Source organism: Protofrankia sp. Cj5, from assembly GCF_917627405.1.
Classification (GTDB): domain Bacteria; phylum Actinomycetota; class Actinomycetes; order Frankiales; family Frankiaceae; genus Protofrankia.
Map to the genome: position 1 here is coordinate 37,046 of NZ_CAKJTO010000012.1, position 23,987 is coordinate 61,032.

Below are 23,987 nucleotides of genomic sequence, written 5' to 3' on the forward strand. Positions count from 1 at the left end.
GCCGCTCATCCGCGCCAGCGGGTCAGGCACGGAACGGGTGCGCGGTGCCCCGGGTTTTGGCGGCTGTCATCTGGCCGCTGTCAGCTGGCGACTACTGTGCAGTCTGCTTCAGCGCAGCCGCTCCAGCGCCCTGTTCAGGTTGAGGACGTTGACGGTGGGCTCACCCAGGAAGCCCACCGCCCGGCCGTGGACGTGGTCGTCGACCAGCGCGCGGACAACGGCCGGATCGAGGCCACGGGCCCTCGCCACCCGGTTGACCTGCAGGCGGGCATAGGCGGGGGAGATATCGGGGTCAAGCCCACTGCCACTGGCGGTAACCGCGTCGGCAGGCACCGCCGGTGTGGCGGGTGCGTCGCCACGCACGACGACCAGCTTGCCGGCGGAGACATCGTCACCGAAGGTGTGGCACTCGACCTTCACCCCGGCGAAACTCGTGATGAACGGAGCAGCCGGGCACTCCTCGTTGACACTGACCACGCGGGTGACAGCGCCCTGGTAGCCGGGCTGGTCGTAGAACACCGACAGGACGGCCCCGACGCCGCCAGGCGTGCAGTTCGGCCGCGACCCGTCGACGCCCTCGAGCGTGCCGATCGCGGCGCTGCGGGCACAGACCTGGGTGAGCAGGCTCTGCTTGCCGGAATCGTCGGTCACGTTCGGGTCCGCCAGGGTGTCGACGATGCTTTCCGGGCCCAGGTTGCTCGCGCTGGTCGCGGTCGGGTCGTAGCCGCCGCCGGCCGCCGACGGCCGGCTCTGGAAGTACTTCGTGATCGGGTTGCCCTTGTCGTCGGTGAACGACTGGCCGATCAGGCTCGAGCCGGCCACGGTGCCCCTGGCATCGCGGACGAACGAGCCGTCGGCCTTGTCCTTCAGGCCGGGGAGCTGGGCGATGGCGAGAACCAGCAGCGGGTAGCCCAAGCCGAGCAGGATGGTGAAGACGAGTATCGCCCGTAGCGCGGCAAGGTGCTGGCGGATCCAGACAGGGACGCGAGAGAACATGACAGTCACCGGGCTCCGGGGATGAACTGGATGGCCAGATCGATGAGCTTGATGCCGATGAACGGAACGATCAGCCCGCCGAGACCATAGAGGCAGAGGTTACGGCGCAGCATCCGCGAGGCGCTCGCCGGCCGATAGCGCACCCCGCGCAGGGCGAGCGGGATCAGCGCGATGATGACCAGAGCGTTGAAGATGACCGCGGACAGGATCGCCGACTGCGGGCTGTGCAGCCGCATGATGTTGAGTGTGTCCAGGCCCGGGTACACTGCGGCGAATATCGCCGGGATGATCGCGAAGTACTTGGCGACGTCGTTGGCGATGGAGAACGTGGTCAACGCCCCGCGGGTGATGAGGAGCTGCTTGCCGATTTCGACGATCTCGATGAGCTTCGTCGGGTTGGAATCGAGGTCGACCATGTTGCCGGCTTCCTTCGCCGCCGACGTGCCGGAGTTCATGGCGACGCCGACGTCGGCCTGGGCCAGCGCGGGAGCGTCGTTGGTCCCGTCGCCGGTCATCGCGACCAGCTTGCCACCCTCCTGCTCCCGCCGGATCAGCGCGAGCTTGTCCTCGGGGGTCGCCTCGGCGAGGAAGTCGTCGACCCCGGCCTCCTCGGCGATGGAGCGGGCGGTCAGCGGGTTGTCACCGGTGATCATTACTGTCCGGATGCCCATCCGCCGCATCTCGTCGAACCGCTCCCGCATGCCCTGCTTGACGATGTCGCGCAGGGCGACGATGCCGAGGACCCGAGCAGCCCCGTCCGTGGCCTCGGCGACCAGCAGCGGGGTGCCGCCGGAGGCGGAGATGCCGTCCACCAGCTCACCGGCGTCCGGCGGGATCGTCCCGCCGCGTTCGGTGACCCAGGCCATGACGGAGCTGGCCGCGCCCTTGCGGACCTCGCTCGCCGGCTGGCCCCCGGCGCTGCCGCCGAGGTCCACCCCCGACATCCGGGTCTGCGCGGTGAACGCGACGAACCGTGCGTGGGTCAACTCGCCGGGGGCGCGTTCCCGCAGGCCGTAGGTGTTCTTGGCGTAGATGACGATGGAGCGGCCCTCGGGCGTCTCGTCGGCCAGCGAGGACAGCTGCGCGGCCCTGGCCAGCTCGTGCTCATCGGTGCCGCCGACCGGGAGGAACTCGCGTGCCTCCCGGTTGCCGATTGTGATCGTCCCGGTTTTGTCCAGCAGCAGGGTGTTGACATCACCGGCGGCTTCCACGGCCCGGCCGCTCATCGCCAGCACGTTGCGTTGCACCAGCCGGTCCATGCCGGCGATGCCGATCGCCGACAGCAGCGCACCGATCGTGGTGGGGATCAGGCAGACCAGCAGCGACACCAGGACGATGCCGGTCACCCCGTTGCCGCCCAGCGCCGAGGTGTCGGGGATACCGGGCTGCTGTGCTTTCGAGAAGATCGCCAGCGGCTGCAGTGTCGCGACCGCGAGCACGAAGACGATCGTCAACGAGGCCAGCAGGATGTTCAGCGCGATCTCGTTCGGGGTCTTCTGCCGGTTCGCGCCTTCCACCAGCGCGATCATCCGGTCGATGAAGCTCTCTCCCGGCTTCTGGGTGATCTCCACGACGATGCGGTCGGACAGCACCCGGGTGCCGCCGGTCACCGACGAGCGGTCGCCGCCCGCCTCGCGGATCACCGGCGCGGACTCGCCGGTGATCGCCGACTCGTCCACGCTGGCGATGCCCTCGACGACGTCTCCGTCACCGGGGATGAACTCGCCCGCTTCGACGACGACCCGGTCACCTTGGCGTAGCCGCGGTGCGGGCACCTGTTCCTCGCCGCCCGCGGGCGTCAGGCGCCGGGCGAGGGTGTCGGTCTTCGTCCGCCGCAACGCTTCGGCCTGTGCCTTCCCGCGGCCTTCGGCGACCGCCTCGGCGAGGTTGGCGAACAGCGTGGTCAGCCACAACCAGATGACGATCAGCCAGGCGAACGCCGTCTCGTCGCGGATCGCGAGCACAGTGGTGAAGACCGCGCCGATCTCGACGATGAACATGACCGGGTTGCGGTAGAGCGTCGCCGGATTCAGCTTGCGCAGCGCGCCCGGGGCGGAACGCCACAGCTGTCTCGGGTCGAGCAGCCCGCCCCGCACCTGGCGCGGTGGCCCCGGCTGCCCCGGCTGGGCTGGGTGCGCCGGGTGGGCTGGGATGTCAGGCGGTGACACGGGCGCTCCGATCGCAGTGGTGGACATCAGTGCAGGCCCTCCGCGAGAGGCCCGAGCGCGAGCGCCGGGAAGTAGGTGAGCGCGACGACGATGACGGCGACGCCGGCGAGCATCCCGGCGAACTGCGGCCGTTGGGTCGGCAAGGTTCCGGCCGAGATCGGCACCGGCTGCTGGCGGGCCAGCGACCCGGCCAGGCCGAGAACGAACACCATCGGCAGGAACCGCCCGGCGAGCATCGCGATGCCCAGCGCCGTGTTGTACCAGTTGGTGTTCACGGTGATGCCGGCGAAGGCGGAGCCGTTGTTGTTCGCCGCTGAGGTGAAAGCGTAAAGGACCTCGGAAAGGCCGTGCGCGCCCGCGTTGAGCATCCCGGCCCGCTCACCGGGCCGGGCCATCGCGGCCGCCGTGCCGATCAGCGCGACCGCCGGTGTGGTGAGGATGTAGAGGGAGGCGAACTTGATCTCCCGGCTGCCGATTTTCTTCCCGAGGTACTCAGGCGTCCGTCCGATCATCAGCCCGGCGACGAACACCGTGATCACGGCCAGGATGAGCATGCCGTACAGCCCCGACCCGGTGCCACCCGGAGCGATCTCCCCGAGCATCATGTTCACTAGGAGTGTCGCCCCGCCGAGGCTCGTGTAGGAGTCGTGGAACGAGTCGACCGCCCCAGTGGAGGTCATCGTCGTGCTACTGGCGAATGCGGCCGAGTCGGGTATCCCGAACCGGGTTTCGGTGCCCTCCGCCGCCGCGCCGACCGCGCCCGGCACGGTGCCGTGGTGGGCCATCTGGAAGCCCGCGTTCACCGCGAAGCTCGCGATCAGCAGGCTGGCCATCACCGCTACGATCGCGAGCCCCTGGCGGGTGTTGCCGACCAGCCGGCCGAACGTCCGCGGCAGCGAGAAGCCGATGAGCAGCAGCAGATAGATCTGGAGCCAGTTCGTCCAGCTCGTTGGGTTCTCGAACGGGTGCGCGGAGTTGACGTTGTAGAAACCGCCGCCGTTGGTGCCGAACTCCTTGATGGCCTCCTGGCTGGCCACCGGGCCGCCGGTCACCCTCTGCGTGCCGCCGGCCAGCGTGGTGATGGCGCGGCTGCCGTGCAGGTTCTGGATCACGCCGCCGGCGATCAGCACGACCGCGGCCACGACGGCGACCGGCAGCAGGATGCGCAGGCAGGTCCGGGTCAGGTCGACCCAGAAGTTGCCGACCTGGTCGGTCCGTTTGCGGGTGAGGCCGCGGACCAGCGCGATCGCGACCGACATGCCGACCGCGGCCGAGACGAAGTTCTGTACGGCGAGACCGGCCATCTGCGCGAGATGGCCGAGCGTCGACTCACCGGAGTACGACTGCCAGTTCGTGTTGGTGACGAAACTCACCGCCGTGTTGAACGCCTGGCCCGGTTCCATCCCCGCGAAACCGAGGCTGAGCGGCAGCCGATGCTGCAGCCGCAGGAGGGCGTAGAGGAACAGCACGCCGACGACGGAGAACGCCAGCACGCTGCGCAGGTAGGTGCTCCAGCGCTGGTCGGCCTCGGGATCCACCCCCACCAGCCGGTACACGCCGCGTTCCACCCGCAGGTGCCGGGTGCCCGTGTAGACGCGGTACATGTAGTCGCCGAACGGCCCGTAGGACAGGGCAAGGGCGCCAACGAGCACGACGACGAAGACGAGCCCCGCGGTCGTCGTGTTCATCTAGAACCTCTCCGGGAACAGGATGGCGACCACCAGGAAGACCGTGGTCGCGGCGGCGAGGACCAAGCCGACGATGTTTTCCGCGTTCACAGCTTTTCCGCTCCCTTCGCGGTCAGCGCGAGCAGCGCGAAGACCACGATGGTGATAAGCACGAACAGAACGTCACGCATGGGCGCTCCTGGCCTTCGAGTCGGTCGGGCAGGGGATGTCCGGTGGCCGGCCGCCACCGGGCTCGTCACACGGGCAGCGGCGGAAGGCCAGCCGGATGCCGTCCGCCCGCAGGCGCGGACCTGCCAGCCCCGCGGCGCACCGGACACCGCACACTCCTTCAGCTCACGGCAGCCGCCCTGGTCTGCCGTCGGTCATGCTGGACCAGGCGGGCGGCACATGCGGCCGGCGTTGACGCCCTGTGTACGGTCATCCGGAAAATTCCTACGCCGTGTTGACGCCGGCCAGCGTCATCGAAGCGATCATGCTGTGGGCGCTCGGTCGTGCGGGATCCACGGCTGGCGGCGGGTGAATTTGTCGGTGCGGCGTCTCGCCAGGCACTGGTGATGTTTGACAGGATGCCGCCTGTGAGTGGACTCCTTGTAGGTAAGCGCATCCTTGTCACCGGCGTCTTGACCGATGCGTCCATCGCGTTCGGGGTCGCCCGGATCGCCCAGGAACAGGGCGCGACGGTGGTGCTGACAGGCTTCGGCCGCGGGCTGTCGCTGACCCGGCGGATCGCCAGGCGGCTGCCTGCCGAGGCTCCCGTCATCGAGCTGGACGTGACCGACGAAGGGCACCTGAGCGCGTTGTCCGACCGGGTGCTTGAGCACACCGACGGGCTGGACGGCGTACTGCACGCGATCGGCTTCGCACCCGAATCCGTGCTGGGCGGGAAGCCGTTCGTGGAGGCCCCCTGGGCCGAGGTCGCCACCGCGGTACAGGTTTCGACCTGGTCGCTGGCTGCCCTGTGCCGGGCGGCCCTGCCGCTGTTCAGCGAGCGGGTGTCGGTCGTCGGGCTCGACTTCGACGCGGCGGTGGCCTGGCCGTCCTATGACTGGATGGGGGTGGCCAAGGCCGGTCTGGAGTCCGCCACCCGCTATCTCGCTCGTGATCTTGGACCTCGCGGGGTGCGGGTCAACCTGGTCGCGGCGGGGCCGCTGCGCACGATGGCCGCCAAGAGCATCCCCGGGTTCGAGCGGTTCGAGAGCGTCTGGGACGAGCGTGCGCCACTGGGCTGGAACATCCACGACACCGGCCCCACAGCGCAAGCCTGCGTGGCGCTGCTGTCGGACTGGTTCCCCGCCACCACCGGGGAGATCATTCATGTGGACGGCGGTGTGCACGCGATCGGCACCTAGCCGAACAAGAGCGACCGAGGATAGGACTGTCCGGCTCGCGGCTCCCCGCATCCCGCCCGGCCGCGTTGTCGTCAGCCGGCGCCCAGCAGCAGGGCGCCTTCCTCTGCCCGCGAGCTCCAGGTGATCCGGCTGGAGCGGGACCTCGCCGAGCATTAACGCCCATCCGGCCTACAGGGTGGTGTGGCTGGCGGCCGTAGGGTCCTCATCGCCCCTACGAGGGATTGAAACCGACGATCGGACGGACGTTATCCGCGCGGCTCCGGTCCTCATCGCTCCCAGGAGGGATTGAAACTACAGTAGCCAGAGACATCCTTGACGACCGATCAGGAGGCGCCATGCCGATCCCGGCACGCGACGTGGCAGCCATCCTCCGTGCCCGGCTTCCCGGCCTGGGCGCGAAGAAGCTGCACAAGCTGCTCTACTACTGCCAGGGCCACCATCTCGCGGCCTTCGACGAACCGCTGTTCAGCGAGGCGATCTCAGCGTGGGACATGGGCCCCGTGGTGGCTGAGCTGTGGCGGGACGAGAAATACGGGACGGCCCGGCCGCCCGGCCGCGTCGACGCCGGCGGCGAGGCCGAACTGAACACCATCGGGTACGTGCTCAGCCGGTACGGCGCGCTGACGGGCCACGACCTCGAGATCCTCAGCCACGGCGAGCTCCCCTGGTACACGGCGAACCAGGGTCGGCGCCCCGGTGACTCGGCGCCGATTACCGTGCAGTCCATGCGGGAGTACTTCGCGACCGCCGGCGCACCGGCCACCGCCGAGGACGAACCCGTCCTGGACTCCGCGGCGGTCGCTGGCTGGCTGGCCGGCGCGGCCGAGCGGCGCGGCCCGGGCCGGCCCGATGACCTGAACGAGCTACATGCCCGGCTGGGACAGAGTGGCTGACACCACACCCTGGCAGCTGGTCGGCTTCCTGGAGCGGTTCGACCTGTGGGCCGATCAGGAGAAGCCGGCTGACAAGCTACGCCAGCTCGTATTGGCCTGGATCTTCACCCGTATCGATGATCCGTATCAGGGTGTCCGCCGGGAGCCGGGCTTCCCGAACCTGTGGTTCGGTCCGGTACCGAGCTCTGAGCATGGCGAGTGGTCGGTAGTCTGCTGCTCCTACTGGATCGAGGAGCGAGATCATGTGGTGCGCTGCGACAGCTTCGCTACGCTGAACCGGCCTGTCTGATCCTGGGAATGGAACCCAGGTGCCTCCGGGGCTGTAAGAACAACGGTGTAACTCCCATATCGCGCTCTGTGTATAGACGCAGGTAGGGGAGGCACCAGATGACCAGCATGGCGACACATCCAGCAGCGGAGACCATCGCGGGCGAACGAGCGGTCGCCGGTACCGAGAGCGGCGCTGCGATCCTCGACGAGGAACTGGAACTCACTCGGCGTCTGGTCGAGCAGGCAAGGGCCGAGGGGTGTCGCTGACCGGGCCGGGCGGGATGCTCAGGAAGTTGACGAAGCTGCTCCTCGAGACCGCGTTCGATGCCGAGATGACCACCCATCTCGGCTATGAGGCCCACGACCCGGGTCTGTCTGGTGGACGGTGGTCGATGCGGGCGGTGATCCAGAAGGCGGTCCGCGCGGCTGCGGCTCGTGGCGGCACGCCGGTGGCCGGTGTGCCGCCTGTCGAGACGAGCCGGCGGCGTCAGCGCAGGAACGCCTGGCCACCGTCAAGAGCGATGGTCGTGCCGGTTATGTAACCGGCCGCGTCGCTGCACAGGAAGGCCACGACGCCTCCGATGTCGCGCAGCGGGTCGCCGAGCCGGCCCAGCGGGATGGCGCTGAGGCTGCGGGCGTACTCCGCGGGCTGGGCCTGCGCCCACGCTTCCGCGGCCGGGCTGGTGGACGCGGGCAGTACCGTGAGCACCCGGATCCCGTCCTTGCCCCACTCCGCCGCCGCCACCCGGCTGAGCGTGTGGGTCGCGGCTTTGACCGAGGCGTAGACACCCCGGCCGACCGGCATCGGGTTCACCGCCGTCGAGCTGCCCAGGTTGATCACGACGCCGCCGTTGCGCAGGTACCGGTGAGATGCGCGCATCAACCGGAAGGTGGCGAGGGTGCCCGATTCCCAGCAGGCCTGGAGAGCGGGCTCGTCGATGTCAAGGAGCGTGCCGAGCGCGGTCTGCTGGGCATTGTTGACGAGGATGTTCAGGCCGCCGAGGCTGTCGACCGCCGTGGTCACGCTCCGGGCGATGTCCTCGGGGCGGGTCACGTCGGCGGGTATCGTCACCGCCTCGCCGCCGACCTCACGGATTTCCTTCGCGACGTCGAGCAGTTTTGACTCGGTCCGCCCGACAAGGGCGACAGCGGCGCCCTGCGCGGCGACCGCGAGAGCGATGCCCCGGCCGACCCCCTGCCCGGCGCCGGTGATCAGCGCCTTGCGCCCGACAAGCATCCCCGTCATCACCGGTCTCCGTCCGTCCGCATGGATCTAATTAGAGTTAATTTATCTGGCTACTTGATGGGATGTCGATTGTCTGGCGCGCCAGGTCCCGTCGTTGGCGACGGGCGGGCGGGCTGGTGCAGGGAATGGGAGAGGGCTGATTACAATGATCAACTGTCTTGACGGCCGTACGGCGATCGTCACCGGCGGTGGTTCGGGGATCGGGCGGGCAACCGCACGCCTGTTCGCGGCCCGGGGCGCCCACGTCGTGGTAAACGACCTTGATCATGGTCGGGCGAAGGAGACGGTCGCGCGGGTCCATGCCGACGGCGGTAGCGCCGAGCAGTATCCCGGCGACGTCACCCAGCCGGACTTTGTCGACAGCCTCGTCAACGATGTCGTGGCCAGCCGGGGACGGCTCGACGTCATGCACAGCAACGCCGGTGCCGGGCTTGCGCAGGGCCCGCTGGCGTCCATCGACGACGCCCGATGGCGCGCGGAGATCGCACTCAACCTTGATGCCAATTTCTACTGCGTCCGTTCGGCGCTGCGGGTCATGGCGGCGGCCGGGCGTGGTTCGATCATTGTCACCGCCTCCGGCGCGGGCATGGGCGCGGTGCCGGGGACAGGCCCCTACGGGACGGCCAAGGCCGGCGTCGTACAGCTGGTGCGTTCCGCCGCGGTCGAGTACGGCTCCAGCGGGGTTCGGGTGAACGCCGTCGTGCCCGGCGCCGTCGCGAGCCCGCGGTTCACCGACCGGATCGGTGGAGACGACCGGCTCGCCCGCTACGAACGGCAGATCCCCCTCGGCCGGCTGGCGACCGCGGAGGAGATCGCCGAAGCCGTGTTGTGGCTGGCATCGGATGCGTCGGCGTATGTGACGGGTGTGGCGCTGCCGCTCGACGGTGGGACGAGCGCGAAGCTCGCGCTGCCGTATCTGGGCGACTGACCTGCCGGAGGCGACACCCCCTCGGCCTCGGGCCCGGCCCCGGCCCCGGCTCGGTGCTCGGCAGCCGCCGGCCCGAGGGCGGGCCCGAGGTCGAGGCCGAGGCCGTCGGGGGTGTCGACTCACGTTGGCGGCCGGGCGGGGCCGACAGCGAGCTCGGCGAGCCGGTCGTGTAGCTCGGGCTCGGGCCGCCCGCCGATGTCGACGGTCTTCATACGGCTTGTCATCCCCTTTACCAGCACGACTTCGCCGCGGCGGACGCCAAAGGCGGTGGCGAGCGCCGCGAGCGCCGCCGCGGTCGCCCGGCCGTCCACAGCGGGGGCGGTGACGCGCACGACGAGCGCGCTGTCGCTGGACCGGCCGTCGGTCGCGCCATGGTGGAAGCCGCCGACCGAGGTCCGGGCCGATCCGGGGTGGACTCTGATCGTCAGGCGCATGGCCGCATCGTCTCGCGCATCGTCCACGCGAATACGGCCACCGGCCAGGGCGCGGATCGGGCTGGCGGCGGCCGGGAAACAGCCGGCGGCAGCCACCGCCGCGGGAGCTCGGTGTGTTGGCAACGGTGAAGAGCTCTGGGCGCGCCGTTTGGCGGTTACCATCCGAACTATGGCGGAGGCTCAAGGGCGTGTGGCGCTTGTAACCGGGGGTAACCGAGGCATTGGTGCCGCATGCGCGGCCGCGTTGGCCGCGACCGGTGACCGGGTGGTCGTGGCCAGCCGCGGGGGAGACGCCCCGCAGGGGATGTACGGCGTTCGGCTCGATGTCACCAGCGCGGAGACGGTCGACAAGGCCTTCGCCGAGGTCGAAGCTGAGCTGGGGCCGGTGGAGGTGCTGGTGTCCAACGCCGGGATCACCCGCGACACGCTTCTGCTGACCATGAGTGAGGACGTCTTCCAGGACGTCATCGACACCAACCTGCTCGGCGCGTACCGCGTGGCCAAGCGGGCGGCTCGGCCGATGCTGCGGATGCGGCGCGGCCGTCTGATCTTCATTTCGTCGGTGGTCGCGACGGTGGGTGCTGCCGGGCAGGCGAACTATGCCGCGTCCAAGGCCGGGCTGATCGGATTGTCCCGTTCGCTTGCCCGCGAGCTCGCGCCGCGCGGTATCACCTCGAACGTGGTGGCTCCCGGCCCGATCCGCACCGACATGACCGACGCACTCACCGACGCCCAACGCGATAATATGGTCGCTCATGTGCCGGCCCGGAGCATGGGCGAACCGGAGGATGTCGCGGCGCTCGTGGCGTTCCTGGCCTCGCCGCAGGCCTCCTACATCACCGGGGCGCTGATCCCGGTTGACGGTGGGCTGGGCATGGGGCATTAGAACTTTTTCGGAGCCTTTATCCGGGTGATCCGCACCCAGCTGGCCCCTGGCTGCGTTGCCGGCCGAACCGCGATACAGCTCATCTGGAACCACACCCGGCCGGGCGGGCTGCCCGGGAGGGTCGTCAGGGCGTTCGGGTGGCTGGCGGCGTCAGCCATGCCCGCTGGCCGGCGTACCTGATGAAATGCTGAAAGCGGGGTCGCACAGCAGGCCCGGGATGCGGTGCGCACCGTGCGCGGGGGACGATCGAGGCGTGTCGGGCGACAGCGGGATCACAGGTGTTCGTATCGGAAGCGGCCCAGGGCCGGTCGATCCGGTCGGGATCGACGCGTTGCTCCTGGTCTCCTTCGGCGGGCCGGAGGCGCCCGAGGACGTCATGCCGTTCCTGCGCAACGTCACCCGTGGGCGCGGTGTCCCCGATGACCGGCTGGCCGAGGTCGCCGAGCACTACCGGCGGTTCGGCGGCCGCAGCCCGATCAACGACCAGAACCGGGCACTGCTTGCCGCGCTGGAAGCTGAGCTCGCACCGTTGCCCGTGTACTGGGGCAATCGCAACTGGTCGCCGTTTCTCGGTGACGCTCTTGAGCGGATGCGCCGTGACGGCGTCGGGCGGGCGGCCTGCTTCGTCACGTCTGTCTTCGCCTCCTACTCCGGCTGTCGCCAGTACCGCGAAAATCTCGCCGACGCTCGGGCCGCGGCCGGCCCGGCCGCCCCGAAACTGATCAAGCTGAGGCACTACTTTGATCATCCCGGCTTCGTTCTGCCCATGGTCGACCACGTCGTTGACGCGCTTGGGACGATTCCCGAGCCGGCGCGGGAGGGCACACGGCTGCTCTTCGTCGCCCACTCGATCCCCGTCGCGCAGTCGGTGGCCAGCGGCCCGGACGGTGACGTGTACCCTCGGCAGTTCGCGGCGGCGGCCACCGCGGTCGCCGACCGGGTGGCTGCCCGGACCGGCCACCGTTATCGTCACGATCTCGCCTATGTCAGCCGCAGCGGGCCGCCGGGCGTCCCCTGGCTCACCCCGGACATCGGCGACCAGCTGGCCGCGTTCGGCGCCACTGATACCATCACTGCGGTTGTGGTGGTACCGATCGGTTTTGTCAGTGACCACATGGAGGTCGTTTACGATCTTGATGTGGAGGCAGCCGCGCGGGCCAGGGCCGCGGGTCTGGTATTCCGCCGGGCGGCAACGGTGGGGATCGACCGGCGGTTCGTCGTCATGGTCCGGGAGCTGCTGGACGAGCGTAGGTATGGGGACGGCCCACGGCTAGCGGTCAGCGAGCTGGGGCCGAGCCACGATGTGTGTCCGCTGCGGTGCTGCGCCGACCGGACGTGTCGACCGGCCGCGGCCGGTACGCCGGCGGATGAAGAGCCTACCCGCCATACCACTACCAGATTCGATATCGCTAACGTTGCCGGGGACGAATCCCGGCGGACGCGACGTTGACTGATCTAGCGATCGAGAAGTGCACAGTCATGATGTTGTTCGCGCGCTCGCGGGCACCGAGGGCACCGAGGGCGTCGAGAAAGGCCAGCGTGGCCAAGGGCATCAGGGAGGGATGAGGTGTACCAGCAGCAGCGGCACGTGTTCGACTCGCCAGACCGTTTCGTGGTCGGAACCGTCGGCCAGCCCGGCGAACGTGACTTCTACCTTCAAGCCAGCTCGCGTGGACATGTCGTCACTGTCGGCCTGGAGAAGATCGAGGTCAATGCGCTCACTGAAGGGCTGACGACGTTGCTCGGCCAGCTTAGCCGCACCGGGGGAGTGCGGGTACCCGAGGCCCGGGAGGTCTTCGTCGATCTCGCGCCGCTGGACGCCCCCTTCGAGGAGGACTTCCACCTCGGCCAGCTCACCGTGTCATGGGACGGCAAGCGGGTGCTGGTCGAAGCCGCGGGCAGAGCTCGCGGTGAGGCAGGCGCCGCCGCCGACGACACCTCGCTCGACACCCTCCAGGTATCCCTCTCCCTTGACCAGACCAAGGCTTTCGTGGAACGGGCCCGCAGCATCGTCGCGGCTGGTAGGCCCCCGTGCGTGCTGTGCGGACGCCCGGACGGGCCGACCGGGCACTTCTGCCCCCGTCTCAACTGATCGTCCTTTGGCCCTTGCCCTTTGGCCCAGCTCGACGACCACCGGTGGATGACGCGTTTGTTTGTGTGGCTCGTGGCATATGTTGATTGATGCGAGCCGTCATATTTCGCTGGCAAGATCGGCGTGTGTTTGTCGTTGGGTACGTTTAGAGCGACCGGCAATAGGGACGCGGCGTCGCGGGGCTGGGGCACGCACCTCGCTGTGTTGTCGTCGGTCACCACCCAATACCAGGGTGGCTCCCTCCGCCGCCTTGCGATGTACGTGCCCCAGCCCCGCTCCTTGATCCACGCCCCTATTGCCGGGCGCTCTTATGCGGCTGAAAACCGTACATAACAGCAAGCACGTCGAGATCATGGATCGTGTGGTGGTTACGGATAGGATCCGTGCGCTCTCCTGGGGTGCGGTGGTCTACGCGGGGGGCGGGGGCGTGGGCACGGGCGAGCCTGGCGTGAGCGCGATGCCGTAGGGCGGGACGAGGACACCGGGGTTGAGCAGGCAGGCCGGATCCAAGGCGTGTTTCACGGCGGCGATCACGGCAAGCTCGGCGGGGGAGCGGGACAGGCCTGCCCAGGCCATTTTGGCGCGTCCCACGCCGTGTTCGGCGCCGATGCCGCCGCCGTCGGCCGCGACCCGGGTGAGGATCGCGTCGGTGAGCCTCTCGCGCCCGCGGCTGTCGTCGCGGTCGAGGCCGGTCACGTTGACGTGCAGGTTCGCCTCGGCGAGGTGCCCCCACAGGTGGAGGCGGGCCGGCCGCGCCACGGTTGGCACCAGCTCGCGCAGGTCGTCGATAAAGGCGGTGATGCGGGTGAGGGGGACCGCGACATCCAGTTTGACGGGGACGCCGAGGGCGTTCACCGCCGCGGTGTGGCCCTCCCGGTAGGCCCACAGCCGCGCCTGCTCGGTGGGGGTGGCCGCGACGGCGACGTCGAGGACGCCGCTGGCGGTCTCGACCACGGCGGCGAGCTCGTCGCTGGGATCGGTGCGCCCGGCGCACTCCACCAGCAGGTAGGGAGTGTTGTGCGCCCGGGACGGCCGGGACCGGTCGGCGGGACGGTCGGGAAAGGGCGGCGGCAGGCCCTGGTGGGCGCGCACCAGATCGATGCCGTCGTCGAACATCAGCTCGACGGCGTCCAGAGAACCGACCGCGGCCCGCAGCCGGGCGAGGAGCTCGACCGCGCTGGTGACGTCGGCCAGGGCGATCAGCGCGGTGGTCCGCGCGCTGGGCAGCCCGACCAGTCGCAGCTGCACCCTGGTGATGACCCCCAGGGTGCCCTCACTGCCCACGAACAGGGCGGGTAGATCGTAACCGACGTTGTCCTTGGGGAGCCCGGTGAGCCGCCGCACGACCCGGCCGTCGGCGAGTACCGCTTCCAGCCCGGCGACCTGGCCGCGGGTCATCCCGTGCCGTAGGACCCGTTCACCGCCGGCGTTGGTCGCGGCGATGCCGCCCAGCGTCGCCGAATCCCGTGCGGCGAGGTCCACGCCGCTGTCGAGGCCGGCCGCGCGCGCATGCGCCTGGACGTCGGCGAGAGTAGCGCCCGCGCCCGCGGTGACCAGGCCCGCGGCCGCGTCGACCGGTTCGATCGCGGTGAGCCGGCGCAGGCTGAGCACCACCGCGCCGATGGCGGCCCCGGCCGGTACCGAACCGCCGACCAGGCCGGTGTTGCCGCCCTGCGGCACGACGGGTACGCCATGGGCGGCGCAGACGCGCAGCACGGCGGCGACCTCATCGGTCGACCCGGGCCGGGCCACGGCGGTAGCCCGACCGGTGAAGGCCCCCGTCCAGTCGGTTTCGTAACCGGCGGTGAGATCGGGATCGACCAGGACGTGGGCCGCGCCAAGGAGCTCCATGAGATCCGTGATCAGCCGGCTGTCGCCAGAACGGCCGGTGTTGCGCCGGACGGTCCCATCCACGATCCCGCTCACGATCCCGGCCTCCATGAATGACTGCCTTCTCACGCTACGCCGCGATCAGTAACACCAAGTCGTGCCACAATGTTCACGTTGTGGACGAGCGGATGTCCGGGATCTATAGCCGTAGCTTGGGAGCGTAATGTTGTGCGCGTAGCGGTGGTAACCGAGTCGTTCCTGCCGCACGTGGACGGGGTGACAAACTCGGTTTGCCGTGTGCTCGAACACCTTCGGGACCGCGGGCACGAAGCGCTTGTCATCGCCCCAGCCGCCGGCACGCACGTACCCGCCGCCGATCCGGACATCTATGCCGGCGCTCGGATACTACGCGCACCATCTGTTCCGCTGCCAGGGTATCCGACATTCCGGGTGGCCACCCCGTGGCCCCGGCTGGTCGGTGTGCTGGCGGGGTTCCGGCCCGACGTCGTGCACCTGGCGGCTCCGGCGGGGCTGGGCGCGCAGTCGGCGTTCGCCGCGTGGCGGCTGGGGCTGCCGAGCGTCGCCGTCTACCAGACCGACTTCGCCGGCTTCGCCGCTCGCTACGGACTGGGCCAGGCGGAACGCACCATCTGGCGATGGGTGGCGACCGTCCACCGGCTGGCCGGGCGGACGCTCGCGCCGTCCTGGCCCGCGGTCGACATGCTGCTGAGCCAGGGCGTTCACCGGATCGCCCGCTGGGCCCGCGGGGTCGATCTCGAGCGGTTCAACCCGCGTCATCGGGACGCCGAGCTGCGCCGCCGCCTCGCGCCCGAGGGCGAGGTACTGGTCGGCTACGTCGGCCGCCTCGCCCGGGAGAAGCGGATACACCTGCTCGGCGCGGTGCGGGATTTTCCCGGGGTCCGGCTGGTCATCGTCGGCGACGGGCCGATGCGGGCGACGCTCGAACGTCAGTTGCCGCAGGCCACGTTTCTCGGTTTCCAGTCCGGCCGGGAACTGTCCGCGACTGTCGCGAGCCTCGACATGTTCGTCCACACCGGCTCCCACGAGACGTTCTGCCAGGCCGCGCAGGAGGCGAAGGCCAGCGGCGTCCCGGTGGTCGCCCCGGCCGCGGGCGGCCTGCTCGACGTGGTCGATGACGGGCACACCGGCCTGCACTTCACCCCGGACTCCCCGGCCGCGCTGGCCGACCGCGTCGCGATGCTCCTCGCCGACGGCGATCGGCGCCGGGCGATGGGCGCCGCCGCCCGGCGATCGGTCGCGGGCTGCGGGTGGAGCGCGATCGGGGACGAGCTTATCGGCCATTACCACGACGTCCGCGGTTTCAGGATGGCGCAGGCGCGGGTCGGCGCCCTGCGTTCGCGGACCGTCCTCGCCCGCCGGGCGCGGCTCCGCCGGGCCGCTGTCGACCACTACGGCCCAGACAGCGGCGGGAACGGCGCATATCACTACGAGGACGGGAGCATCCGGTGAAAATCGTTCAGGCCGCCAACTTCGTCGCGCCGCGGTCCGGTGGTATCCGCACAACCATGCGCCATCTCGCCGCCGGCTACACCGCGGCCGGTCATGAGGTCATCCAGGTCCTGCCCGGGGAGCGGGACAGCGTCCGTTACGCTCCCGAGGCTCGGGTGGTGACCATGCGCGCACCGCTGGTGCCTGGCACGGACTACCGTGTCCTGACCGACCCATGGCGGGTCATCCGGCATCTTGACGCCGCGGCGCCCGACCGCGTCGAGGTGCACGACCGGGCGTCGCTGCGGCCGCTGGGCCGCTGGGCCAGCCGTGCCGGCGTGGGCTCTCTCGTCGTCAGCCATGAGCGCCTTGACCGGTTGTTGAACCTGTGGACGCCGCGTCCGCTGCGCGGAGTGCTGCCGGTCCGTGCCGCGGCTGACCGGTCCAACAGCGCGCTTGCCCGGACCTTTGACACGGTGGTCGCCACCACCGCGTGGGCCGGGACCGAGTTCGTCCGCATCGGCGCGGCGAACCTGCGCCAGATCCCGCTGGGCGTCGATCTCGATCGTTTCCACCCCGGCCGTTACGACACCGCGCTGCGTCGGGCGTTCGCCCGTGACAGCGAGGTGCTCCTGGTCAACGTCGGCCGGCTGTCGCCGGAAAAACGGGCGGATACCGCCGTGGACGCGCTGGCGGAGCTCGTCCGCCGCGGGGTGGCCGCCCGCCTGGTGATCGCCGGTGACGGTCCGAGCCGGGGGCGGCTCACCCGGCGCGCGAGCGGCCTCCCGGTCATCTTCCTCGGTCACGTGGCGGACCGGGACCGTCTGGCCAGCCTGTTGACCACCGCGGACGCGGTACTCGCTCCCGGGCCGGTGGAGACGTTCGGCCTGGCGGCGCTGGAGGCGATGGCGAGCGGTACCCCGGTGGTCGTCCACCACAGCAGCGCGCTTGCGGAGCTTGTCACACCGGGCAGCGGAATCGTCGCGGCAGGCAGCGGCTGGACCTTCGCCGACGCTGTCGAAGAGCTGCTTGCCATCGATACGCCCACCCGTCGGCGCACGGCTCGGGCGCGCGCCGAGGACTTCCCGTGGGCCGTCACCGTCGACGGGTTCCTCGCCGCGCACGGCCTGCCCTCGCTGCCCGCGCATAGCGTCGTGTTGGGCGTTGCCGGTGACCAGCACGTTGCCGCTGACCAGCACGTTGCCGGTGGGCATTACGGCGGCGCCACGCGAGCGGCCTGATGGCCACGGCGAACGGGATCTGTTTTGTCGCGCTCGGCGACAGCATCACGGCCGGGCTGGGTGACGGGGTCAGCATGGGCCGGTACCGCCGGGCGCAGGCCGAGCGCGCGCTCGCCGGCCGAGGATGGGCCGCCACGCTGGCCGCGTGCCTGGCCCCGGCCGGCCAGGTGCGGTTCGCGAACCTCGCGGCCACCGGCGCGACCACGCGGGATGTCCGCGGTAGCCAGATCCCCGTAGCCCTCGCCATGCGCCCGCAGATCGTGAGCCTGATCGCGGGCATGAACGACGTGCTGTCACCGGGGTTCGATCCGCTGCGCCTGCGGCACAACCTCGTGTGGAGCGTCCGGGATCTGCGGGCGGCGGGCAGCTGGGTACTGATGGCGCGGTTGCACGATCCCGGACGCCTGCTGCGGTTGCCCGGCCCGGCGCGGCGCTTGCTCACGACCCGGGTCGGACACCTCAACGCGGCCGTTGACGCCGCCGCCGCGGCCGACCCCGGTGTGCTGGTCGTCGATCTGGCGCGCCATCCCGACGTCTACCAGCTGGCCACCTTCGACGTGGACCGGGTGCACCCGGGGCCTCGCGGCCACCAGCTCATCGCCCGGGCCTTCGCCGAAGCTCTCCACGAAGCCGGTGCTTCCCCGGTGGTCCTGCCCACGGTGGGAGCGCCGCCCGTGGCGCCTACCCGGCTCGCTCACGCCCATTGGCTGGCGTTGGTGGGCCTACCGTGGCTGCTGGCCCGCCCAGCCTCGCCCATGCGTCGCCAGCTCCACCGCATCCGGGCGGCGCGCGAGAAATCGTCGCCGGGGCGGATGTACGGATATGGGGTTATGCCGGCCACGACCGGTTCGTTGCCAACTGTCGAACGCATGTGACCCTCAGCAATCCTAGCCCGGATCGTCGCAGGACAGGGGCATCATTCCTTAACGTAGGCATCGTGATTTGCGGCCAAGCTGCCTCGCCTCGCTCGGGGGCACTCACCGGATGGGGTAATGCCTGGCTCGCCGGGCTTGTCAGCACTGACGAGGCGATCGCCCAGATCCAGCGGGGTTCCGGCGGGCCCGGCGCCCCGCACACCGTCGACGGGCAGGGACTCGCGCTGGGGCTCGGTTGGCTGCGGACCGTCGGCGCCCGGCGGCTGCGGCTCGTCCTGCCGGTACCGGGCGATGTCAGCGGTCTGCCGGGACCGCCGGAGACCAACCGGGAAGCCCTTGCCGCCGGCGAGGCAATTGTCCTGCTCGGCCCCGTCCCGCCGCTGCTCCTGGTGCCTTCGGTGACCGCGCACGGTCCGGCGGTCGAGGGCGGCCTGGAGTCGGTGCACTGGCGCTCGGCGGCCGGTGCCCACCTGCCGCCGCCACCCTCGCCGTTGCGCGCGGCGGAGCACGAACTCAACGAAGCCATCCGGACCGCGACCACCGCGCTGGTCACTCTTGACCGCGCGAAGGCAGGGCCCGCGGTGCTCTCGGTGCTCCGTGACCGCCACACCGACGAGCCGGCCGCGTTGCTCGCGCCGGGCTACCCGCCGCCCGCGCACGCGTTGCTCGCGCGGGCCGTGCGGATCGCGGGCCTGATCGACCTCGCGGCCCGCGACGATGGGGCGGCGGTCACAGCCGAGGAGATCGGCCGGCGCTCGACCACCCTGCGTGCGTTGTCCGCGGCGGTCCGCCGAGCCTGCGAGTCAGCCTACGGCGCCTTCGATCCCTCGCAGTCCATGGCCAGATAGCGGTCCCGGTCCCGGTCCCGGCCGTGCTCGTGGTCCGGTCCCGGTCAAGGAGGCGTCAGTTCCTACCCAGCGAAGTCCGCGGGGAGGCCGGTGGGGACGGCGGGCTGGCTGGATCGGCCGGGCCAGCCGCATACGCCGGTGCGTGCTCGCGCAGAACGCTGTCGAGAACGTCGCCGTCGACGGTCTCGCGTTCCAACAGGATGCCGGTGAGCGCGTCCAGCGCGCCGCGGTGGGTCCGCAGCAGCGCCACGGCGTGTTCCTCGGCCTCCCGCAGCAGCCTGGCCACCTCCGCGTCGATGATCCGTTGGGTCTCCTCCGAGTACGGTCTGGAGACCAGCTCCTCACCGCCGAGGTACTGGGGGCTGCCCGAGGTGTAACCCACCGGCCCGAGCACGGGGGACAGGCCGAACTCGCGGACCATCCGGGTCGCGAGCGCCGTGGCGCCGGCCAGGTCGTTGGCGGCCCCGGTCGAGCCCTGGCCGAAGACGACCAGCTCCGCGGCCCGCCCGCCGAGGCGCACCGCCAGCGACGCGTACAGGTAACTCTCGGTGTAGAGGTGTCGTTCGTCCTCGGGCAGTTGCTGGGTGGCGCCAAGCGCCATTCCCGCTGGCAGAATGGTGATCTTCGCTACCGGATCGGCGTGCGGCGAGAGCGCCGCCACCAGCGCATGCCCGGACTCATGGACGGCCACCGACTGTTTTTCCTCGGGCAGCAGCACATTGGTGGCGTCGCGCCGGCCCAGGATGATCCTGTCCCGGGCCGCGTCGAAGTCATTGGCCGTCAGCACGCCGCGCCTCTCCCGCACGGCGTTGATCGCGGCCTCGTTGACGAGGTTGGCGAGATCGGCGCCGGAGAACCCGGGAGTCGCCCGCGCGACCACGGTCAGGTCCACCTCCGGGCTGAAGCGTTTGCCCTGGCAGTGCACCTTCAGGATCTCCGCCCGTTCCCGCTGGGCGGGCAGCGGCACGGTGACCTGCCGGTCGAACCGTCCAGGACGCAGCAGCGCCGGGTCGAGGGTCTCGGGCCGGTTGGTCGCGGCGAGGACAACCACGCCCTCGGCCGGGTCGAACCCGTCCATCTCGGCCAGCAACTGGTTGAGCGTCTGCTCACGCTCGTCGTGACCGCCGCCGATGAGACCGGACCCCCGCTTGCCCCCGATAGCGTCGATCTCATCGATGAAGATGATGGAAGGAGCGCGTTTGCGTGCCTCGTTGAACAGGTCGCGGACGCGGGAGGCGCCGACCCCCACGAACATTTCGACGAACCCGGAGCCGCTCACCGACAGGAACGGCACCTCGGCCTCACCGGCGACCGCTCGGGCGAGCAGCGTCTTGCCGGTACCGGGCGGCCCGACCATGAGCACCCCACCGGGGCCCTTCGCCCCGGCCTGCCGGTATCGCTCGGGATGCCGCAGGAAGTCGATGATTTCGCTGACCTCCTGTTTCGCGCCCTCGTAGCCGGCCACGTCGGCAAACCGGGTCGTCGGGCGCTCGGCATCAACGATCTTTGTCCGGGACCGGCCGATGCCGCCGAGCCCGCCCGCCAGCGACCGTTGCGCCGCTCTGCCGGACCAGATGAAGAAGGCCACCAGCAGGAGCAGCGGCAGGAAGCTCAGCAGGATCGACAGGAAGGACGTGCCGGCGTGGGTCGCCTTGACGTCGACCTTCTTGGCCTCCAGCTGGGCGAGGACGCCCTGGGTGTCGAGAGCGGTCGGGACCTGTGAGCTGAACGCGGTGCCGTCCTTGAGAGTCCCGGTGACACCGCCTTTGTCATTGATCGTGACTTTCTGTACCGCACCGGCGTCCACCTGCTGGGTGAGCTGGGTGAAGCTGTAGGCGGTCTCCTGCTTCGAAAACATGCTGGGGGCGAACAACAGGGCAACGGTGATGATGATGCCGATGGGCAGCAGCCAGCGGCGCCATGTCGGCGGTGGGGTGGGCGCGGGTTTCGGCGGAGTGTCGCGGGGAGGCCCGGACCGAGCCGAGGTCGACAGATGGCTCCGGGTGTTCTGGCGAGATCTTCTACGAGAGATCATTTTCTGTTGCTCCTGCCTGCACCGCTGCCACCCAGGCAAACATCACCCGAACCCGGTAGCCCGCTGTTGCGTCCGTCACAGACGATCGATACCCCTTTCAACGCACGAGTCCTCCGATTGGCGTCGTGGCTATCCTCACCGTGCTGTCGGGAATCAGAGCGCCCAGCCACCCAGTACCTCCGGTGGCTCCCCGCCCCGCCTCGCGATGCCCGCGCCTCGAACCCCGTCCCGTGGTCCATGCCCCTGTTGCCGGGCGCTCTCGGCCGGCCGCCCTGACAGCCGACTGTGTGCTGATTGTGTAGCCAACAGTGACTTTGCGGCCGGTGTTGATCTTGAAATCGGTATGGCAAGGCGTGCTGGAAGGGGCTTTGCGGGCGGGTCGGGCAGCATCGGCGCACACTTGACAGGCACGGAGACCTCCTCTGGCCACCATGCGCGGCGCGGTCCGCAGGGTGCCGCGGCGCCGGGCGTCTGGGTGGGTCAGGAAGCCAGTCACAGGGAGCGCGTGAGTGCGGATCAGGCGGAACAGCGACGCCACCTTGATTACCCGCGCGGCGCTGTCGCGCCCGGAGGAGATCCAACACCGCCAGCGACGCTACGTGATTTCGATGCTGTTCCGCACGCTGTGCCTCATTCTCGCCGTGGTTGCGCTGCGCGGCTGGGCGCGGTTCGCCGCGATCGCCATCGCTGTCGTCCTCCCGTGGCTGGCGGTGGTGTTCGCCAACGGCGGCCCGCCGATCCAGCGGGACACCCCGTCGCTGTTCATCCCACGACGGCCGGCTGGCGATGTGCCGCCGTCGGCTTTGCCGCGGGCTCATCACGTCGTTGTCGACGGTGAGGCCGTCGACGGTGAGGCTGTCGACGGTTCGGTCGTGGACGGTTCGGTCGTGGATGGTGTGGTAGGCGGTGTGGCTGCCGACGGTGTGGCTGCCGACGGTGTGGCCGCGGATCGCGCCGCCTCCGGCCGATAGTGTGAGGGGGTGCTGCCGCTGCAGGGTATGACCGTTGTCAGCGTGGAGCACGCGGTGGCGCTGCCGTTCGCCACCCGTCATCTCGCTGACCTCGGCGCCCGGGTGGTGAAGGTCGAACGGCTGGGGTCGGGGGACTTCGCTCGGGCCTACGACACGGCGGTCCGGGGCGCGATGTCGGCCCACTTCGCCTGGCTGAACAGATCCAAACAGTCACTGGCGATCGATCTCAAGGCACCTGAAGGCCGTGCGGTAGTCCACCGGTTGGTAGGCCGCGCGGACGTGGTGGCACAGAACCTGGCGCCGGGCGCGGCGGCCAGGCTGGGCCTGGACGCGGCCACGCTGGTCGCGGCGCATCCCCGGCTCGTGGCGGTGGATCTCTCCGGCTATGGCGCGCATGGCCCCTATGCGCACAGGCGCGCCTACGACATGCTCGTCCAGGCCGAGAGCGCGCTGATCTCCGCGACGGGCACGGATGAGCACCCCGCGAAGGCGGGGTTCGCCGCGGGCGACGTCTCCGCCGGGACCTATGTCGTCCAGGCGGTGCTGGCGGCGCTGCTGCGCCGTGAGCGTTCCGGCGCCGGTGCCGCCCTCGAGATCACGATGATCGACGCGCTGGCCGAGTGGATGGGGTACTCGGTGCAGACCGTCGAGCACACCGGTGTCGAACCGCCACGGCTGGGCATTGGCCATCCGTCGATCGCGCCCTATGAGGCGTTCGCCACGATCGATGGCGACCGGTTGCTGATCGGGGTCCAGAACGATCGTGAATGGGTCCGGCTGGCAACCAGCGTGCTCGACCGGCCCGAGGCCGCTACCGCCCCGGACTTCGCCACCAATCAGGCCAGGGTGCGTAACCGCGCGCGCACCGAGGCGTTGGTCGCGGCCGCCGTCGCGGCGCTGACCACGGCCGAGGCCGAAGCCCGGCTGGCGGCCGCCGGTATCGCCTACGCCCGTCTCAACACCGCGCGCGATTTACTGGATCATCCTCAGTTGGCTGCCCGGAACCGGTGGGCCTCGGTTGACTCCCCGGTGGGACCGGTACGCCAGCTCCGCCCGGTGGTCCTTTTCCCCGGCGAGGAGGCGTCGCTGGGACCGCTGCCAGCGCTCGGCGCGCACACGGACGCCATCCTCGCCGAGCTCGGTTACCCGGCCCGGGAGATCGCCCGGCTCCGGACGAACGGGGTCGTGTGATCCGGCCGGCGTATGTCAGCTTTCTGTCTGACTACGGCCTGGTTGACGGTTTCGTGGCTGCCTGCCATGGGGTGTTGCTGTGCCGGGCGCCTGGCGTGCGCATTATTGACATCACCCATCTGATACCTGTCGGTGACCTGCGGCGGGGATCGGTCGTGCTCGCCCAGACAGTCGGCCACCTGCCATGCGCGGTGCACCTCGCGGTTGTCGACCCGGGGGTGGGAACCTCGCGGCGGGCGCTCGCGGTGTCCACCCCGCGGGGATTTCTTGTCGGTCCCGACAACGGGCTGTTGCCGCCTGCGGCCGAGGCGCTCGGGGGTGTGGGTTCCGCGGTCGCGTTGGCGGTTCCCGCCGAGGCACCGGCGACATTCCACGGGCGGGATGTGTTCGCGCCCGCCGCCGCGGCCCTCGCGGCCGGCCACAGCCTGGCCGGGCTCGGTGCGCCGGTGGACCCTGCCGGGCTCGTGCGGCTCCCCCCGCCGGTGCTGCGGCTTGTCCGCCCGTCCGCCGCCACCGCGTCCGCCGCCACCGCGTCCGCCGCCACCGCGTCCGCCGCCACCGCGTCCGCCGCCACCG

25 protein-coding genes are annotated in these 23,987 nt (G+C 70.2%); 16 read left to right on the forward strand and 9 right to left on the reverse strand.

Annotated elements, in window-relative coordinates:
• Positions 1 to 108: 108 nt before the first annotated feature.
• The 5 genes from MJ777_RS04800 to MJ777_RS04820 are packed head-to-tail and all read right to left on the reverse strand — an operon-like array spanning position 109 to position 5,169.
• Complete coding sequence (locus tag MJ777_RS04800; protein ID WP_239373486.1) at positions 109 to 996, reverse strand: potassium-transporting ATPase subunit C; 888 nt, start codon at positions 994 to 996, stop codon at positions 109 to 111.
• Positions 997 to 1,001: 5 nt separating this feature from the next.
• The gene (gene kdpB / locus MJ777_RS04805; RefSeq protein ID WP_239310787.1) at positions 1,002 to 3,191 is read right to left on the reverse strand and encodes a potassium-transporting ATPase subunit KdpB; all 2,190 of its coding nucleotides are present in this window, start codon (positions 3,189 to 3,191) and stop codon (positions 1,002 to 1,004) included.
• Positions 3,191 to 4,852, reverse strand: a complete 1,662-nt coding sequence (gene kdpA, locus MJ777_RS04810) for a potassium-transporting ATPase subunit KdpA (RefSeq protein WP_239373495.1) — start codon at positions 4,850 to 4,852, stop codon at positions 3,191 to 3,193. Before kdpA ends, kdpB begins: the two co-directional genes overlap by 1 nt.
• A complete protein-coding gene (locus MJ777_RS04815; RefSeq protein WP_239310785.1) occupies positions 4,853 to 4,942 on the reverse strand; it encodes a potassium-transporting ATPase subunit F in 90 nt (29 codons plus the stop codon).
• On the reverse strand, positions 4,939 to 5,169 hold the full coding sequence (locus tag MJ777_RS04820) for a hypothetical protein (protein ID WP_239310784.1): 231 nt from the start codon (positions 5,167 to 5,169) through the stop codon (positions 4,939 to 4,941). The genes MJ777_RS04815 and MJ777_RS04820 overlap by 4 nt, the downstream gene beginning before the upstream one ends.
• Before the next feature lie 258 nt (positions 5,170 to 5,427).
• Between MJ777_RS04820 and fabI the strand changes: the two genes are divergently transcribed.
• The 5 genes from fabI (at position 5,428) to MJ777_RS04845 (ending at position 7,906) form a co-directional block, all read left to right on the forward strand.
• Complete coding sequence (gene fabI / locus MJ777_RS04825; protein ID WP_239310783.1) at positions 5,428 to 6,201, forward strand: enoyl-ACP reductase FabI; 774 nt, start codon at positions 5,428 to 5,430, stop codon at positions 6,199 to 6,201.
• 335 nt (positions 6,202 to 6,536) lie between these two features.
• The gene (locus MJ777_RS04830) at positions 6,537 to 7,094 is read left to right on the forward strand and encodes a Panacea domain-containing protein (protein WP_239310782.1); all 558 of its coding nucleotides are present in this window, start codon (positions 6,537 to 6,539) and stop codon (positions 7,092 to 7,094) included.
• Positions 7,087 to 7,383, forward strand: a complete 297-nt coding sequence (locus MJ777_RS04835) for a hypothetical protein (RefSeq protein WP_239373497.1) — start codon at positions 7,087 to 7,089, stop codon at positions 7,381 to 7,383. The genes MJ777_RS04830 and MJ777_RS04835 overlap by 8 nt, the downstream gene beginning before the upstream one ends.
• A gap of 98 nt (positions 7,384 to 7,481) precedes the next feature.
• Positions 7,482 to 7,631, forward strand: coding sequence for a hypothetical protein (locus MJ777_RS04840; RefSeq protein WP_239310780.1), 150 nt, complete (start codon positions 7,482 to 7,484; stop codon positions 7,629 to 7,631).
• Positions 7,622 to 7,906: a hypothetical protein gene (locus tag MJ777_RS04845; RefSeq protein ID WP_239373499.1), complete on the forward strand. Its 285-nt coding sequence runs from the start codon at positions 7,622 to 7,624 to the stop codon at positions 7,904 to 7,906. Before MJ777_RS04840 ends, MJ777_RS04845 begins: the two co-directional genes overlap by 10 nt.
• On the opposite strand, the gene MJ777_RS04850 is transcribed toward MJ777_RS04845, so the two are convergent.
• On the reverse strand, positions 7,852 to 8,610 hold the full coding sequence (locus MJ777_RS04850) for an SDR family NAD(P)-dependent oxidoreductase (protein ID WP_239373501.1): 759 nt from the start codon (positions 8,608 to 8,610) through the stop codon (positions 7,852 to 7,854). The genes MJ777_RS04845 and MJ777_RS04850 overlap by 55 nt on opposite strands.
• 145 nt (positions 8,611 to 8,755) lie before the next feature.
• On the opposite strand from MJ777_RS04850, the gene MJ777_RS04855 reads away from it, so the two are divergent.
• Positions 8,756 to 9,538, forward strand: a complete 783-nt coding sequence (locus MJ777_RS04855) for an SDR family NAD(P)-dependent oxidoreductase (protein ID WP_239310778.1) — start codon at positions 8,756 to 8,758, stop codon at positions 9,536 to 9,538.
• 119 nt (positions 9,539 to 9,657) lie between these two features.
• On the opposite strand, the gene MJ777_RS04860 is transcribed toward MJ777_RS04855, so the two are convergent.
• The gene (locus MJ777_RS04860) at positions 9,658 to 9,972 is read right to left on the reverse strand and encodes a DUF167 domain-containing protein (RefSeq protein ID WP_239310777.1); all 315 of its coding nucleotides are present in this window, start codon (positions 9,970 to 9,972) and stop codon (positions 9,658 to 9,660) included.
• 169 nt (positions 9,973 to 10,141) lie between these two features.
• Between MJ777_RS04860 and fabG the strand changes: the two genes are divergently transcribed.
• The 3 genes from fabG (at position 10,142) to MJ777_RS04875 (ending at position 12,950) form a co-directional block, all read left to right on the forward strand.
• Complete coding sequence (gene fabG, locus MJ777_RS04865) at positions 10,142 to 10,858, forward strand: 3-oxoacyl-ACP reductase FabG (protein ID WP_239310776.1); 717 nt, start codon at positions 10,142 to 10,144, stop codon at positions 10,856 to 10,858.
• 253 nt (positions 10,859 to 11,111) lie between these two features.
• Positions 11,112 to 12,308, forward strand: coding sequence for a ferrochelatase (locus tag MJ777_RS04870; RefSeq protein ID WP_370652645.1), 1,197 nt, complete (start codon positions 11,112 to 11,114; stop codon positions 12,306 to 12,308).
• A 117-nt stretch (positions 12,309 to 12,425) separates the two neighbouring features.
• Positions 12,426 to 12,950, forward strand: a complete 525-nt coding sequence (locus MJ777_RS04875) for a DUF3090 domain-containing protein (protein WP_239310775.1) — start codon at positions 12,426 to 12,428, stop codon at positions 12,948 to 12,950.
• 408 nt (positions 12,951 to 13,358) lie between these two features.
• On the opposite strand, the gene MJ777_RS04880 is transcribed toward MJ777_RS04875, so the two are convergent.
• The gene (locus tag MJ777_RS04880; protein WP_239373503.1) at positions 13,359 to 14,876 is read right to left on the reverse strand and encodes an FAD-binding oxidoreductase; all 1,518 of its coding nucleotides are present in this window, start codon (positions 14,874 to 14,876) and stop codon (positions 13,359 to 13,361) included.
• A gap of 132 nt (positions 14,877 to 15,008) precedes the next feature.
• On the opposite strand from MJ777_RS04880, the gene MJ777_RS04885 reads away from it, so the two are divergent.
• The 4 genes from MJ777_RS04885 (at position 15,009) to MJ777_RS04900 (ending at position 19,214) form a co-directional block, all read left to right on the forward strand.
• Positions 15,009 to 16,271 carry a glycosyltransferase family 1 protein gene (locus MJ777_RS04885; RefSeq protein WP_239379993.1) on the forward strand — a complete coding sequence of 421 codons (1,263 nt, stop codon included), beginning with the start codon at positions 15,009 to 15,011 and terminating at the stop codon, positions 16,269 to 16,271.
• Positions 16,268 to 17,491, forward strand: coding sequence for a glycosyltransferase (locus MJ777_RS04890; RefSeq protein WP_239373514.1), 1,224 nt, complete (start codon positions 16,268 to 16,270; stop codon positions 17,489 to 17,491). Before MJ777_RS04885 ends, MJ777_RS04890 begins: the two co-directional genes overlap by 4 nt.
• Positions 17,491 to 18,366, forward strand: coding sequence for a GDSL-type esterase/lipase family protein (locus MJ777_RS04895; RefSeq protein WP_239310228.1), 876 nt, complete (start codon positions 17,491 to 17,493; stop codon positions 18,364 to 18,366). The genes MJ777_RS04890 and MJ777_RS04895 overlap by 1 nt, the downstream gene beginning before the upstream one ends.
• A 62-nt stretch (positions 18,367 to 18,428) precedes the next feature.
• Positions 18,429 to 19,214 (forward strand): hypothetical protein, encoded by a 786-nt coding sequence (locus MJ777_RS04900; protein WP_239310224.1) that lies wholly within the window; start codon positions 18,429 to 18,431, stop codon positions 19,212 to 19,214.
• A gap of 55 nt (positions 19,215 to 19,269) precedes the next feature.
• Here MJ777_RS04900 and ftsH read toward each other — a convergent pair whose 3' ends face one another.
• Positions 19,270 to 21,249, reverse strand: a complete 1,980-nt coding sequence (gene ftsH / locus MJ777_RS04905) for an ATP-dependent zinc metalloprotease FtsH (protein ID WP_239373524.1) — start codon at positions 21,247 to 21,249, stop codon at positions 19,270 to 19,272.
• Positions 21,250 to 21,758: 509 nt separating this feature from the next.
• Between ftsH and MJ777_RS04910 the strand changes: the two genes are divergently transcribed.
• From MJ777_RS04910 to MJ777_RS04920, 3 genes are all read left to right on the forward strand, one after another.
• Complete coding sequence (locus MJ777_RS04910; RefSeq protein ID WP_239373526.1) at positions 21,759 to 22,220, forward strand: DUF3099 domain-containing protein; 462 nt, start codon at positions 21,759 to 21,761, stop codon at positions 22,218 to 22,220.
• A 27-nt stretch (positions 22,221 to 22,247) separates the two neighbouring features.
• Entirely contained in the window at positions 22,248 to 23,411 is a 1,164-nt protein-coding gene (locus tag MJ777_RS04915; protein WP_239310221.1) for a CaiB/BaiF CoA-transferase family protein, read from the forward strand.
• Positions 23,408 to 23,987: S-adenosyl-l-methionine hydroxide adenosyltransferase family protein (locus MJ777_RS04920; protein ID WP_239373528.1), on the forward strand; the 580-nt coding region annotated here is incomplete at its 3' end. The genes MJ777_RS04915 and MJ777_RS04920, both read left to right, overlap by 4 nt.

What these genes read in the sequence shown, in the direction of transcription:
- MJ777_RS04915 (WP_239310221.1), top strand. Translation starts at nt 22,248, where the DNA reads ATGACCGTTGTCAGCGTGGAGCACGCGGTGGCGCTGCCGTTCGCCACC.
- MJ777_RS04850 (WP_239373501.1), bottom strand. Translation starts at nt 8,610, where the DNA reads ATGACGGGGATGCTTGTCGGGCGCAAGGCGCTGATCACCGGCGCCGGG.
- MJ777_RS04800 (WP_239373486.1), bottom strand. Translation starts at nt 996, where the DNA reads ATGTTCTCTCGCGTCCCTGTCTGGATCCGCCAGCACCTTGCCGCGCTA.
- MJ777_RS04840 (WP_239310780.1), top strand. Translation starts at nt 7,482, where the DNA reads ATGACCAGCATGGCGACACATCCAGCAGCGGAGACCATCGCGGGCGAA.
- kdpB (WP_239310787.1), bottom strand. Translation starts at nt 3,191, where the DNA reads ATGTCCACCACTGCGATCGGAGCGCCCGTGTCACCGCCTGACATCCCA.
- fabG (WP_239310776.1), top strand. Translation starts at nt 10,142, where the DNA reads ATGGCGGAGGCTCAAGGGCGTGTGGCGCTTGTAACCGGGGGTAACCGA.
- ftsH (WP_239373524.1), bottom strand. Translation starts at nt 21,249, where the DNA reads ATGATCTCTCGTAGAAGATCTCGCCAGAACACCCGGAGCCATCTGTCG.
- MJ777_RS04855 (WP_239310778.1), top strand. Translation starts at nt 8,756, where the DNA reads ATGATCAACTGTCTTGACGGCCGTACGGCGATCGTCACCGGCGGTGGT.
- MJ777_RS04830 (WP_239310782.1), top strand. Translation starts at nt 6,537, where the DNA reads ATGCCGATCCCGGCACGCGACGTGGCAGCCATCCTCCGTGCCCGGCTT.
- kdpA (WP_239373495.1), bottom strand. Translation starts at nt 4,852, where the DNA reads ATGAACACGACGACCGCGGGGCTCGTCTTCGTCGTCGTGCTCGTTGGC.
- MJ777_RS04860 (WP_239310777.1), bottom strand. Translation starts at nt 9,972, where the DNA reads ATGCGCCTGACGATCAGAGTCCACCCCGGATCGGCCCGGACCTCGGTC.
- MJ777_RS04895 (WP_239310228.1), top strand. Translation starts at nt 17,491, where the DNA reads ATGGCCACGGCGAACGGGATCTGTTTTGTCGCGCTCGGCGACAGCATC.